8 protein-coding genes are annotated in these 13,531 nt (G+C 72.3%); 5 read left to right on the forward strand and 3 right to left on the reverse strand.

Annotation, left to right across the window (positions count from 1 at the left end):
• Positions 1-153: 153 nt before the first annotated feature.
• The 3 genes from prfB to AB0L71_RS30300 form a co-directional block, all read right to left on the reverse strand.
• Positions 154-1,260: a peptide chain release factor 2 gene (gene prfB, locus AB0L71_RS30290; RefSeq protein WP_365249060.1), complete on the reverse strand. Its 1,107-nt coding sequence runs from the start codon at positions 1,258-1,260 to the stop codon at positions 154-156.
• Positions 1,261-1,461: 201 nt separating this feature from the next.
• Positions 1,462-2,700 (reverse strand): serine/threonine-protein kinase, encoded by a 1,239-nt coding sequence (locus tag AB0L71_RS30295; RefSeq protein WP_365249063.1) that lies wholly within the window; start codon positions 2,698-2,700, stop codon positions 1,462-1,464.
• 180 nt (positions 2,701-2,880) lie between these two features.
• Positions 2,881-4,557 (reverse strand): serine/threonine-protein kinase, encoded by a 1,677-nt coding sequence (locus AB0L71_RS30300; protein ID WP_365249066.1) that lies wholly within the window; start codon positions 4,555-4,557, stop codon positions 2,881-2,883.
• 689 nt (positions 4,558-5,246) lie between these two features.
• Between AB0L71_RS30300 and AB0L71_RS30305 the strand changes: the two genes are divergently transcribed.
• From AB0L71_RS30305 to AB0L71_RS30325, 5 genes are all read left to right on the forward strand, one after another.
• Complete coding sequence (locus tag AB0L71_RS30305; RefSeq protein ID WP_365249069.1) at positions 5,247-8,735, forward strand: FHA domain-containing protein; 3,489 nt, start codon at positions 5,247-5,249, stop codon at positions 8,733-8,735.
• 267 nt (positions 8,736-9,002) lie between these two features.
• A complete protein-coding gene (locus AB0L71_RS30310; protein WP_365249073.1) occupies positions 9,003-9,659 on the forward strand; it encodes an SUMF1/EgtB/PvdO family nonheme iron enzyme in 657 nt (218 codons plus the stop codon).
• A 162-nt stretch (positions 9,660-9,821) separates the two neighbouring features.
• On the forward strand, positions 9,822-11,189 hold the full coding sequence (locus tag AB0L71_RS30315; RefSeq protein WP_365249076.1) for a carbohydrate ABC transporter substrate-binding protein: 1,368 nt from the start codon (positions 9,822-9,824) through the stop codon (positions 11,187-11,189).
• 4 nt (positions 11,190-11,193) lie between these two features.
• The gene (locus AB0L71_RS30320) at positions 11,194-12,612 is read left to right on the forward strand and encodes a sugar ABC transporter permease (RefSeq protein WP_365249079.1); all 1,419 of its coding nucleotides are present in this window, start codon (positions 11,194-11,196) and stop codon (positions 12,610-12,612) included.
• Positions 12,609-13,526, forward strand: coding sequence for a carbohydrate ABC transporter permease (locus AB0L71_RS30325; RefSeq protein WP_365249082.1), 918 nt, complete (start codon positions 12,609-12,611; stop codon positions 13,524-13,526). The genes AB0L71_RS30320 and AB0L71_RS30325 overlap by 4 nt, the downstream gene beginning before the upstream one ends.
• Positions 13,527-13,531: the final 5 nt, after the last annotated feature.

Consider the following 13,531-nt stretch of genomic DNA (forward strand, 5'->3'; position numbering starts at 1 on the left):
ACAGGCCGGTCATCGAGCCGAACACGCCGATGGCCCTGGCCCGCTCAGCCGGGTCGGAGAATGTGGTCGCGACGATGGCCATCGCCACCGGGTTGCCCCCGTGGGGGGTTCCGGCACCGCCGTTCAAAGAACCAGGGAGACAGGCCCTGCCGACTACTTCTCCCGCTGCTTGCGCCAGCGGATGCCCGCTTCCAGGAAGCCGTCGATCTCACCGTTGAAGACCGCGTCCGGGTTGCCCATCTCGAACTCCGTCCGCAGGTCCTTGACCATCTGGTACGGGTGCAGGACGTACGACCGCATCTGGTTGCCCCAGGAGTTGCCGCCATCGCCCTTGAGGGCGTCCATCTTGGCCTGCTCCTCCTGGCGGCGGCGCTCAAGGAGCTTCGCCTGGAGAACGTTCATCGCGGACGCCTTGTTCTGGATCTGCGAGCGCTCGTTCTGGCACGAGACGACGATGCCGGTCGGGAGGTGGGTCAGGCGCACCGCGGAGTCCGTGGTGTTGACGCCCTGGCCGCCGGGGCCCGAGGAGCGGTACACGTCGACGCGCAGCTCGGACTCGTCGATCTCGATGTGGTCGGTCTGCTCGACCACGGGCAGCACCTCGACACCCGCGAAGGACGTCTGGCGACGGCCCTGGTTGTCGAAGGGCGAGATGCGGACGAGCCGGTGGGTGCCCTGCTCGACGGAGAGCGTGCCGTAGGCGTACGGAGCCTGGACGGCGAAGGTGGTCGACTTGATGCCGGCCTCTTCGGCGTACGACGTCTCGTAGACCTCGGTCTTGTAGCCGCGCTGCTCGGCCCAGCGCAGGTACATGCGCTGGAGCTTCTCGGCGAAGTCGGCGGCGTCCACGCCACCGGCCTCGGCCCGGATGTTGACCAGCGCCTCACGGGAGTCGTACTCGCCGGAGAGGAGGGTACGCACCTCCATCTCGTCCAGCGCCTTCTTGACGGACTCCAGCTCGGCCTCGGCCTCGGCAAGGGTGTCCGCGTCGCCCTCGTCCTGGGCGAGCTCGAAAAGAACCTCAAGATCATCGATGCGGCCGCGGAGGGCCTCGGCCTTACGGACTTCGGCCTGGAGGTGCGAAAGCTTGCTGGTGATCTTCTGTGCCGCGTCCGGGTCGTCCCAGAGGGAGGGCGCCGCCGCCTGCTCCTCAAGCGCGGCGATGTCCGCCCTCAGCGCATCCAGGTCCAGGACGGCCTCGATCGACCCCATGGTCGAGGAGAGGGACTTCAGCTCTTCGGAAATATCGACGACTGCCACGCGTCCAAGCGTAACGGCTGTCGGCGCGGACATTCCTCGGGCCGCATGATCACGACTTCGCCGAGGGGTCCGCGAGGCGTCCGCGGACCGTGCGGCGCAGGGGTTGCGGAGGGGCTCCGCAGGGCTTCCCCTTCGGGCCCGGAAGCCGTCGCGGACCCGGCCCCGGGGCCGGCCGGGGGCCTCGACCGCGCGGCCCCGGGGTCAGGGCGCGTCCGGCGCCGAGTTCCCCGTGTCCGGGGCAGGCGCGTCCGCACCGTCGTCGCCCAGGGCCAGCCAGCCGCCCACGCCCAGCGCCGCCACCAGCACCAGCGCCGCGGCGCCCAGCGTCAGGCGGCGCTTGCGGACGGCCGCGGACTTGTTGCGGGCCGAGCCCGGCCGGGGCCGCCCCGGGGCGCGCGGGGCCCTGGCCGTGCCACGGGGGCCGCCGGAGAGCTCGTCGGGGGCCGGGACCCGCATGCTCGTGTGGGTGTCCCGGTTGGAGTCGGCGGACGAGCCGGGAACGAGGGGGACCGCGCCGCGGCGGCGGGGTTCCTCGGGCACGGCGGCGTAACTCTGCTCGTCGTACGTCCGGGATTCCGCTTCGGCGTCCGGCTCGTCCACCTCCAGCGCTGGGATGCCCGCCAGCTGCGGGAGCTGCTCACGCAGCCGGGCCGCGAGCTCGGAGGCGCGCAGCCGGGACGCCGGGGCCTTGGCCAGGCACTGGACCAGGATCTGCCAGAGCTCCTCGGGGATGCCCGGGAGCGGGACGACCGTCTCCGTGACATGACGGCGCAGGACGGCGCCGGGGTGTCCGCCGCCGAAGGGCGTGAAGCCCGCGAGGAGTTCGTACAGGACCGTCGCGAGGGCGTAGATGTCGACGGCGGCGCGCGGCGGGAGGCCCTCGACTATCTCGGGAGCCAGGTAGTCCGGCGTACCGATGATCTTGCTGGCCTTGGTGCGGCGGGGGGTGTCGATCAGCTTGGCCACGCCGAAGTCGGTGAGCAGGGCCGGGTGCGATCCACCGGGGCCGATCGGGCCCTCCATGTCGAGCAGGATGTTCTCCGGCTTGACATCACGGTGGACCACCCCGGCGGCGTGCGCGGCGGCCAGGCCGTCGGCGACGTCCGCGATGATCGCGACGGCGGCCTCGGGCGCGAGACGGCGTTCGCGGTCGAGGCGGGTGCGCAGGTCCGTGCCGCGTACCAGGCTCATGACCAGGGCCAGGTCGTTGCCGTCCACCACGAGGTCGCGGACGGCGACGACATGCGGATGGTCCAGGCCGAGCAGGGCCGTGCGCTCCTGGACGAAGCGGCCCACGAGCTCCTGGTCGGACGCGAGGTCCTCGCGGAGCAGTTTGATGGCCACCGGGCCCTCGGGCCCGTCGCCGAGCCAGACCGTGCCCGCGCTGCCGCGCCCCAGAATCTGGTGGGCGGTGTACCGGCTGCCGATATTCCGTGCCAAGACTGCTCCCTCAACGGCTGGCGATGAACCGTCGCCCATGACCCCCGTCGACAAATTTACGCGTCGATCAGGGTGTTGAGTGCCCGCGACAACGCCGACCCTCACTTCTGCGGGCGAATTGCGGTGGAAACTCGCCCGCAGAAGTCGATATAGCTACAGAGGTGCCGCGGTGACGGGCGCTCAGGAGTCGTTCCCACTGCTTCCGCCGCCCCATTCCGACACCCAGTCGGTCACGCTGGAGACGGTGTCGCTGATCGCCTGCCAGAAGCTCTTGCCCTGGCCGATCCAGTCCTGGAGCGGTGTCAGTTCCCAGATCAGCCAGGCCGCCACGAACAGCAGCACCAGGGTGAACAGACAGCCCTTGAGGCAGCCGAGGCCGGGGATCTTCATCGGGTTGGCGCTGCCCTGCCGCGGCTCGCGGGGCTGGCGCGTTACCGGCTGCTGGGGCGGCGCGGACTGCTGCGGGGGTGCGTACTGCTGCCGCTGGTACTGCTGTTGGGGCTGACGCTGCTGCTGCGGCTGGTACTGCTGCTGGGGCGGCGCAGACCTCTGCGGCTGCTGGTACTGCTGCGGCTGCTGGTACTGCTGTTGGGGCTGGTACTGCTGCGGCTGCTGTTGTTGCCGTTGCGGCTGCTGGGGCTGCGGCCGCTGGGGCCGACGGCGCAGCGGGTCCTGGTTCGGGTCGAGGTACTGGACCTGCGTCTGCTCGTTGCGATCACGGGCCGCCTGGAGCTGGGACTGCCAGGGGTGCGGGCCCTCGGGCTGCGGCGGGCCGTCCGGGCGCGGCGGTACCGGCGGCATGACCGAGGTCGGGTCGGCGTGGCCGCCCTGCCCCGGGGTGTGCTGCATCACACTGGTCGCCGCGTTCGGATCGTACGAGCCGGCGTTGCTGGGCAGCACCTGCGTCGGGTCGGCGGCGCCGGGGGTCTCGGGGACGGCCGCGGGCGCCGGATCGGGAGCGAGCAGGGCGCCCACCCCTTCGGCCGCCGCGATCTGGGCGGCGTCGGCGTGCACACCGATACCGGCCGCGACCGTACGCAGTCCACGGGCCAGGTTCTCGGCGCTGGGCCGCTGGTCGGGGTCCTTGCTCAGGCAGCGTTCCATGACCGTCCACAGCGGCGCCGGGACGGTCGTGGGGCGGCGGGGCTCCTCGCTGAGGTGCCGGTGCAGGACTTCGAGGGCGGTGCCGCCGGCGAACGGCGGGCGGCCGGTGACCAGCTCGTACAGCAGGATGCCCGCGCCGTAGATGTCGACGGCGGAGGTCTGCGGGCGGCCCTCGGCGGACTCGGGTGCCACGTAGGCGGGCGTGCCGACGAACTCGTGGGTGCGGGTGAGCCCCGGGGAGTCGGCCAGGCGCGCGATGCCGAAGTCGGTCAGCATCGGGTGCATCTCGCCGTCGCGCTCGTCGAGCAGGACGTTGGCGGGCTTCAGATCGCGGTGGACGACGCCGTCCGCATGGCTGGCGGCGAGCGCGTCCGCGATCTGCGCGGTGAGCAGCGCCGCGGCGACCGGGGTGAGCGGGCCGTTCTCGCGGAGGTAACGGTGCAGGTCGGGCCCGTCGACCAGGTCCATGACGAGGGCGAGGAGATCACCTTCGACGACCAGGTCCCGGGTGCGCACGATGTTCTCGTGGGTGAGCCGGAGCAGCACCGAGCGCTCGCGCAGGAACCGCATCACGACGTCCGCGTCGTTGGCGAGCTCCTCCTTCAGGACCTTGATCGCCACGGTCTCGCCGGGCTGGCCGGCGACGGCCGCCTCGGCGCCTGCGGTCTCACGCTGGCGGGCACGCCAGACGGTGCCCGTGGCGCCGCGTCCCAACGGCTCCTCGAGCAGGTACTTGCTACCTACCGGCCGCACGTCATGCGCTCCCTGCTGATCGTGGTGCTTGCGTGGTCCCCGGATCCGCCCGGGATTCCGGCCCACTCTAGTGCCGCGGCAGGCAATGTCCGCCCGTGAAGGAGTGGCGTCCGGTGCGTGCGTCCGGCCGGTCGGTCGCACGTCCTCGTACCGGGTGTCCCCGGGCTTGCGGCGGTGCGGCAGGAGTGCGTGCCGGGTGTCGCCACGGGGGTGGCCCTGCCTGTCCTTTCCTGTTCGCCCTGCCTGTCCTTTCCTGTTCGCCCTGCGCGCCCTTTCCTGTGGGGGCCGAGTCGGAACGTCGGTGGCTGGTGGACCTGTTGAGGCTGCGGCACCCCCGGCCCGGCTCCGTAGGAGACCGGTGCATCGCGCTCGCGCCGGGCCGGTGACTGCCGCGCATCCGCCCGACGTTCTGCCCCGGGCCCTCCCCTGGGCGCCGTCCCGGCAAGGCTGTTGGGGTGCAGAACGTCCGCTCCGAGCGGACGCACCACCGACCGTTCAAGATCACTTGGCGAAGGCCCCCGGGCACGTTGTCAGTGGCAGGTGCGAAGATGCCTTCAGCACGGACTGTGGGGCAGCAGGCCCCGCGGCACGTGACGAACCTGTACCGGACGACGCGTCCGTGTCGGGCAGGGGGACTCACAGGGCATTCCCCTGCCCGGCGCCCCGCGCAGAAGGGATCGCTGACGGCGATGCAGATCCGGCTGACCGTCCTCGCGCCGCGCAGCGGCCAGACTCCGGCGCGCGCCTGCGACGTGCTGGTCACCGCCCCACCGGGCACGGCTCTGGCCACCGTGGCGTCCTCTCTGGCCGCGGCCGTCTCCGGGCCCGACAGCTCGCTCGGTGGCGGTGCGGTGGCGCTGTTCGCCGGGCGTGAGCGGCTCGACGCACAGCGGTGTGCCCTGGGCGAGCCTCCGCTGGTCGACGGAGCGGTGCTCTCGCTCCAGGTCCCCGGCGAGGACGAGGCCCCGGACGACGTCGTTCCGGCGCGGCTGCACGTGATCGCGGGGCCCGACGCGGGCGGGGTCCATCTGCTGCACGGCGGCAAGGTCCGGATCGGCCGCTCCGCCGACGCGGACGTCCCGCTCGACGACCCCGATGTGTCCCGCCTGCACTGCACGGTGACGGTCTCCGCCGACGGCCTGGTCTCGGTGGCCGACCTCGGCTCCACCAACGGCACCCTGCTCGACGGTGCGGAGGTCCGCGACCGCCCGGTGCGTCTGAAGCCCGGCGCACTGCTGCGGCTCGGTGAATCGACGCTCCGGCTGGTCCCGGGCGCCCGTCCGCCGAGGAGGGCGACGACCCCGGACGGCGAGGGGCATCTACGAGTGTCCGCAGCGGCAGGCACGGACAGCGAGGCGCACGGCTCCGGACACGGATACGCCCCGGTCCCTGCCCCGGGCACGGATTCCGCCGGCCGTGGCCCGCACGAGGGCGATGTGACGGAGGGCGCCGACACCCGTCGTCAGCCACTCCCCCTCTCGGACGACGGAATGTCCCGGCGGGGTGGGATAGGCGCCTGGGCGCGGAGACTCGCGGGCAGCAAGGGCGAGCCCGTGCACGAGGCGACGCCCGACGAGTCGGGCGCCGATCAGCCGTACCCGGCCGCCGCCTCCGGAGCAGCGCCGGAGGCCACCGCGCAGGACACCTGGCCCGACCCCGCGGCCGTGCTGCTGACCGCGCTCGGCCCCGGGCCCCGGCTGTGGGAGCGCGACACCGCGCACCCGGAGGCGCTCGTGGTGCGTGTGGGCACCACGGACCGGACCGGGCTGCCCGCCGCCCCGGTGACGGTCGGGCTGCGGGAGGCCGGCTCCCTCGGGCTCGCGGGTCCGCGGAGCCGGCTGGCCGGGCTCGCCCGTTCGGTGGTGGCGCAGCTCGCCGCACTGCACTCCCCCGCCGATCTGGAGATCGTGCTGATCAGCACGGACCGCTCCCGCAGTACGGACGAGCGCCGGCTGGAGTGGTCCTGGCTCGGCTGGCTGCCCCATCTGCGCCCGCTGCACGGCCAGGACTGCCGGCTGCTCCTGGCGTACGACCGCGAGCAGGCCGTCGCCCGCACGACGGAGCTGGTGCACCGCCTGGACACCGGGCCGCTGGGGCCCGGCTGGGCGAGCCTGGACCGGAGCAGCGTCGCCGAGGCCGCCGGGCAGTACGCGGGCCCGTACACCGTGCTGATCGTCGACGGCGACCCCGGCACGGCGGAGCTGCGCGAGAACACCGCCCGGCTGGCGGTGGCGGGGGCCGCCGCAGGAATCCATCTGATCTGTCTGGCCGAGACCCCGGCCGCGACGCCCACCTCGCCGGTCGCGGCGACGTACGAGGCCGCCTGCCACGCCTCGATCGCGTTCCGCGAGTGCGGAGCGGTGGCGATGCTGAGCGGCGACGTGGCGACGGCGTTGCGGCTGCTTCGGCCGGCGGACGGCCGGGCCTCGGGCCGCGGCACGGTCGCCGTGGTGGACGCGGTGTCGGCGCACTGGGCCGAGCGGTTCGGCCGGGCGATGGCCCCGCTGCGGTCGGAAGGCCCGGCGTCGGTCCACGGCCGACCGGTGTCGGCCGCGCTCCCGCCGACCGCCCGCCTGCTGGACGAACTGGGCCTGGCGCGAGCCACTCCGGCCTCGCTGATGGCCCGCTGGGCCTCCACCGCCGACGACCATCCGGGCGCCACCGTGCGCGGTTCGGGGCGCTGGGCGGGCGGCCCGGCCGGTGGCCGTCCGGACGCGGAGGTGCGCGGTTCGGGCCGTACGGAGCACCCGGGCAGCCCGGCTGCCCGGGTGGGCGCCCAGCGCACCGGCGGTTCGACGGGGTCGGACGGCCGGGGCGGGTACGTCCCCGGCTCGGGGCGGACCCCGTATCCCGGCAGCGAGAACACCACCCACGTCGGCACGGCGGGCCACGGCCTCCTGCCCGAGGACGCCCAGGAGACGCGCGGCTCCGGGCGCACCCCGTATCCCGCCGCCCCGGCGCCCCAGATCGGCGGCTCGCCCGGGGGCACCCCGAGTTCCCGCACCGTTCCCGGCTCCGGCAGCTGGACCGGTGGCGGCTCCCAGGGCCTCGGAAGCGCCGCCCGCACGGCCGTGGAACCCCACCCGGACACCGCGGCCGACGCCTTGCCCGCCGCCCGGCCGGAGGGTGGTGCCGCTGTGGCCGCGGGGCGGCCCGTCGTGGTGCTCGGGGCCGGGCCCCGGGGCCCCGTCAGCGTGGATCTGACGGAGGAAGGCCCCCATCTCCTCATCGAGGGGCCGGCCGGCAGCGGACGTACGGAGCTGCTGCGGGCCGTGGCCGCGTCGCTGGCCGCCGCCGCCCGGCCCGACCGGCTGGGGCTGCTCCTGGTCGACGGCGCGGGTGGCGAGCGGGGCGAGAGCCTGCGCCCGTGCACCGAGCTGCCGCACGCGTTCACCCACCTGGTGGCCGCGGATCCGATACGGATGCGCGAGTTCGCCCAGGCGCTGGGGGGCGAACTGAAGCGGCGCTCCGAACTGCTCGGCCCGTACGACTTCACCGAGTGGCACCAGCGGTACGAGGTGGCGCACCGGGTGATCGGCCAGCGCCCGCCGAGCGGCGCGGAACAGCGCAGCGACCTGGCCTCCCCGACGGGCGGGACGCTCCGGCTGCGGACCGTCGCCGCGCATTCCGCACTGTCCGCCCCCTGCCCGCTGCCCCGGCTCGTCGTCCTGGTCGACGACTTCGACGCACTGGTCGCCCCGGCGCTCGGCAGCCCCGGCCGCCCGGCGGCGGGCTCGGTCGTACGGGCGCTGGAGGCCGTGGCCAGGGAGGGCGGCCGGCTCGGCGTCCATCTGGTCGCGACGTCCGCCCGCCCGGACCGTACGGAGGACACGGACCTGGCCCAGAGGACCCGGCTGCGCATCGTGCTCGACGCACCCGTCGTCCCGCCGTCGCCGGGGGACCCGGCGCCCGGCCGGGGCCGACTGGGGCATCCGGACGGGCGGGTGACGCCGTTCCAGGGCGGCCGGGTGACGGGCCGCATCCCGCGTACGGCGACCCTGCGCCCGACCGTCGTCCCGCTGGAGTGGGAGCGGATGGGCGATCCGCCGGCCCGGCGCCCGGTCCGCGAGCTGGGCAACGGCCCTACGGATCTGGCGCTGTTGGCCAGTGCGCTGGAGCGGGCCGCCCGGTCGGTGAACGCCGAGCCGATAGCCCCGTTCGGAACAGGTGCCTCCTGACCGGTCGTGGGGCCGCACCCGTCCCAACGACTCCGCATCCAGGGGGCGGGTCATGACGCCGCCGCTCAGAGCTGCCCCGTCATCCCCGGTGGATGAGCGCGCGGCGTCGGATGCGGTGCATCGCAAGGCGGAGGGTCGTCCTCGTACCGGGTCGTATGCGGACGAGCCCGGCAACGTCGCGAGGTGCCGTAGCTGTCGTCGCACGCCCACCAGGGATGACGGGGCAGCCCCTAGGGTGGCCCGGTGGACACGGGGACAGAAACTGAGATGGTTGCGGTCCCGCCGGGACGGGTGACGCTGTCGGACCGGCGGACGCAGAGGAGTTGGACGGCCGAGGTCGCACCGTTCCGGATGGCGGCGGTACCGGTCACCCAGTCGTTGTACGCACACGTCACAGGTCAGCAGCCGAGCACCGCCCGGGGCGACCGGCTGCCGGTGGAGGGCGTGTCGTGGTGGGACGCGGTCCGGTTCTGCAACGCGTTGTCCCGCCGTGAGGGGCTGACACCCGCCTATCACCTCCGTCCCGGCGAGGAGACAGCCGACTGGAACGCCTCTGCCGACGGGTACCGGCTGCCGACCGAGGCGGAGTGGGAACACGCATGCCGCGCCGGCACCACCGGCCCGCGCCATGGCCCGCTCGACGAGATCGCCTGGTACCAGGGCAACTCGGAGGGGCACATCCACCCGGTGGGGGTCAAGCAGCCCAACGCCTGGGGGCTGCACGACATGCTGGGCAATGTGTGGAACTGGTGTTGGGACGTCTACGACGCCGAGGTGTACGGCACCTATCGCGTGCTCCGCGGCGGTGGGTGGGCCGACGAGCACTGGAGCTGCCGGGCCTCGGTGCGGCGGCGCAGCCATCCGACCTTCCGGATCGACGACGTGGGATTTCGTCTCGCGCGCTCACCGATGTCCCGGACGTGACAGCCCGTTCCGAAACGACCAGCAAACCGATCCGGGTCCAGAGCTTTCCTGACGCCCCGTCACGCGACCATCAGTATCACCGAGTTGACGCGGGGGTGTTGCGGCACCGGTGCACCCGGCGTAGGACTGTGCGCACACAACGATGTGAGAGACGGGGAAGCGATGCGCACAACCCTCCGGATCGGCCGGGCCGCCATGGTGTTCACCGCCATCGGCGCACTGGCTCTCACCGGCTGCAGCGACGACGGCGACGGCGGGAAGGACAAGACGGACAAGAATTCCGGAGGAGGCAAGGACAGCTCGTCGAGCGTCTTACTCCCGAAACTGGACGGCGAGAAGCTCTCGGTCGCGGCGGTCTGGACGGGAACCGAGCAGGCCAACTTCGTCAAGGTCCTCAAGGAGTTCGAGAACCGCACGGGGGCGAGCGTCACCTTCGTCCCGGCGCAGGACCCGATCGTCAACTTCCTCGGTACGAAGATCGCGGGCGGCCAGCCGCCGGACGTCGCGATGATCCCGCAGGTCGGCGCGATCCAGCAGGCCGCGCGGAAGAAGTGGGCCAAGCCGGTCGGTGCCGAGGCGAAGGCCCAGCTGACCAAGAACTACTCCCAGGTCTGGCAGGACCTCGGGGCGGTGGACGGCACCCAGTACGGCGTCTACTTCAAGGCCGCCAACAAGTCGCTGATCTGGTACAACGCCAAGGCGTTCGAGAACGCGGGCGCCGCCGAGCCGAAGACCTGGAAGGACTTCCTGGCGACGGCCGAGACGCTCTCCGCCTCCGGCGTCACCCCGGTGTCCGTCGGCGGTGCGGACGGCTGGACCCTCACCGACTGGTTCGAGAACATCTATCTCTCCCAGGCGGGCCCGGAGAAGTACGACCAGCTGGCCAAGCACGAGATCACGTGGAAGGACCCCTCGGTCAAGGACGCGCTGACCACGCTCGCGCAGCTCTTCGGCAAGCCGTCGCTGATCGCGGGCGGTGCCGACGGCGCACTGCAGACGGAGTTCCCGGCCTCGGTCACACAGACCTTCACCGGCGGTGACCAGCCCAAGGCCGCGATGGTCTACGAAGGTGACTTCGTGGCTGTCAACATCGGGGAGACGAAGGCGAAGATCGGGACCGACGCCAAGGTCTTCCCGTTCCCGTCGGTCGGTGCCGAGTCCCCCGTCGTGACGGGTGGCGACGCGGCGGTGGCGCTGAAGGACGGCAAGGGCGCCCAGGCCCTGCTGACCTGGCTGGCTTCGGCCGACGCGGCGAAGATCATGGCCGAGCAGGGCGGGTTCATCTCGCCGAACAAGGCCCTGGACGCCGCCGCTTACCCGAACGAGGTACAGCGCACGATGGCCAAGGCACTGATCGCGGCCGGGGACGCCGTTCGCTTCGACATGTCCGACCAGGCCCCGCAGTCGTTCGGCGGGACGCCCGGCAAGGGCGAGTGGAAGACCCTCCAGGACTTCCTGAAGAACCCGAAGGACATCGCGGGGACCCAGGCGAAGCTGGAGTCCGACGCGGCCAAGGCGTACAAGAGCTGACGGGATGACGACAGCCGCAGCGGGGGGCGCCGACGAGGCGCCCCCCGCCGACACGCATTCGCCCGGACGGCCGTCGGTGCCCGGCCCCAGGAAGCCGCCCGCCGCCCCGGCCGGCACCCCGGGGCGCAGCCGCAGAAGCGTGACCGGCACCCGCCGGGTCGTCGCGGCGCTGTTCCTGGCACCCGCACTGGTGCTGCTGGGCGCACTCGTGGTCTATCCGATCGTGTACTCCGTCTACCGGTCGTTCTTCGACCGGGCGGGTACGGGCTTCGCCGGACTCGACAACTACCAGGCGCTGTTCACCGACGAGACCATCGTCACGGCGGTGAAGAACAACGCGATCTGGGTCGTGGTCGCCCCGACCGTCTCCACCGCGCTCGGGCTGATCTTCGCGGTGCTGACGGAGCGGATCCGCTGGGGCACGGCGTTCAAGCTGGTCGTCTTCATGCCGATGGCGATCTCCATGCTCGCCGCGGGCATCATCTTCCGGCTGGTGTACGACGCGGCCCCGGAGCGCGGGGTCGCCAACGCCGTCTGGGTGGGGGTGCACGACACGTTCGCCGAATCGGCGAGCTACCCGAAGGCGCATCCGCTGCCCGTCCACCCGCTGAAGGCGGGCGGCGGCGGTTCGTTCGTCACCCGGGCGACGGTCCGGGCCGGGCAGGCCGTGCAGCTGCCGCTGGTCGGTGTGGCACCGGCCAGGATGCCGAAGGACGCGAAGCCCGCGAAGGCCGCCGCGACGGAGTCCGGGAAGATCACCGGCACCGCCTGGCTGGACTTCACCCGGGGTGGCGGCGGCAGACCGAATGTCATCGACCCCGGGGAACTGGGGCTCAGGGGCATCACGGTGGAGGCGGTCAAGGACGGCAGAGTGGTCGCCTCGGCGACGGCGGGCGCGGACGGTGTGTTCACCCTGCCCGTGTCGGCGGACGGAGCCGAACTCCGGCTGCCTGCCTCGAACTTCAGGGAGGCGTACAACGGGGTCCAGTGGCTCGGGCCGACTCTGGTCACGCCCGCCATCATCGGTTCCTACGTCTGGATGTGGGCCGGCTTCGCGATGGTGCTGATCGCCGCGGGACTCGCGGGCCTGCCGCGTGAACTCCTCGAAGCGGCACGGGTGGACGGCGCGAACGAGTGGCAGGTGTTCCGCCGGATCACGGTGCCGATGCTCGCGCCCGTTCTCGCGGTGGTGCTGGTCACGTTGATGATCAACGTCCTGAAGATCTTCGACCTGGTCTTCATCATCGCGCCGGGATCCTCGCAGGACGACGCCAACGTGCTGGCGTTCCAGCTCTACCGCTCCTCGTTCGGCACGGACGCGGACCTCGGGATCGGCAGCGCCATCGCCGTGCTCCTGCTGCTGCTGGTTCTCCCGGTGATGTACGTCAACATCCGCCGGATCCGGAAGGAGGGGCGCCGATGACGACGGCGTCGACCGCGGACACCGCCCCGAGCACGCCGGCCGCCACCGGGCCGGTGAGGGGCGAGCGGTCTCTCGGTTCACGCGTCGCCGCCCGCGTGGGCGGCGGTGCGATGCGGGTCTTCCTCGTCCTGGTGGGCCTGTTCTGGCTGATGCCGACCATCGGCCTGCTGCTGTCCTCGTTGCGCGGGCCGCAGGACATCGCGTCGACCGGCTGGTGGAAGGTCTTCACGGCCCCCTCCCAGCTCACCTTCGACAACTACGCACGCCTGCTGGACAATTCGACCATCACCCACTCCCTCCTCAGCACGGTCGCGATCACCGTCCCGTCGACCGTCCTGGTCGTGGTGATCGGTTCACTGGCCGGCTATGCCTTCGCCTGGATGGAGTTCCCCGGCCGCGACTGGTGGTTCCTGCTGGTCGTGGGGCTGCTGGTGGTGCCGGTGCAGGTCGCTCTGGTCCCCGTCTCCAAGCTCTTCGGCGCCGTCGGGATCTTCGAGACGACGCTCGGTGTGATCCTCTTCCACACGGCGTTCGGCCTGCCTTTCGCAATCTTCCTGCTGCGGAACTTCTTCGCGGAGATCCCGCGGGAGCTGCTGGAGGCGGCCCGCCTCGACGGGGCGGGCGAGATCCGGCTCTTCACCCGGGTCGTGATGCCGCTGGGCGGTCCGGCGATCGCCTCACTCGGGATCTTCCAGTTCCTCTGGGTGTGGAACGACATGCTGGTCGCACTGATCTTCGCGGACTCCGAGTCCCCGCCGATCACCGTGGCCCTGCAACAGCAGGTACGGCAGTTCGGCAACAACATCGACGTGCTGGCGCCCGGCGCCTTCGTCTCGATGGTGATTCCGCTCGCGGTCTTCTTCGCCTTCCAGCGTCAGTTCGTCTCCGGCGTGATGGCGGGAGCGGTGAAGTAGTCCGC

The sequence above is a fragment of the Streptomyces sp. NPDC052052 genome (assembly GCF_040680455.1).
Taxonomy (GTDB): Bacteria; Actinomycetota; Actinomycetes; order Streptomycetales; family Streptomycetaceae; genus Streptomyces.

Bases quoted from the DNA above. Each gene is read 5' to 3' on its own strand.
- AB0L71_RS30305 (WP_365249069.1), top strand. From the start codon at position 5,247: ATGCAGATCCGGCTGACCGTCCTCGCGCCGCGCAGCGGCCAGACTCCG.
- AB0L71_RS30310 (WP_365249073.1), top strand. From the start codon at position 9,003: ATGGTTGCGGTCCCGCCGGGACGGGTGACGCTGTCGGACCGGCGGACG.
- AB0L71_RS30315 (WP_365249076.1), top strand. From the start codon at position 9,822: ATGCGCACAACCCTCCGGATCGGCCGGGCCGCCATGGTGTTCACCGCC.
- AB0L71_RS30320 (WP_365249079.1), top strand. From the start codon at position 11,194: ATGACGACAGCCGCAGCGGGGGGCGCCGACGAGGCGCCCCCCGCCGAC.
- AB0L71_RS30325 (WP_365249082.1), top strand. From the start codon at position 12,609: ATGACGACGGCGTCGACCGCGGACACCGCCCCGAGCACGCCGGCCGCC.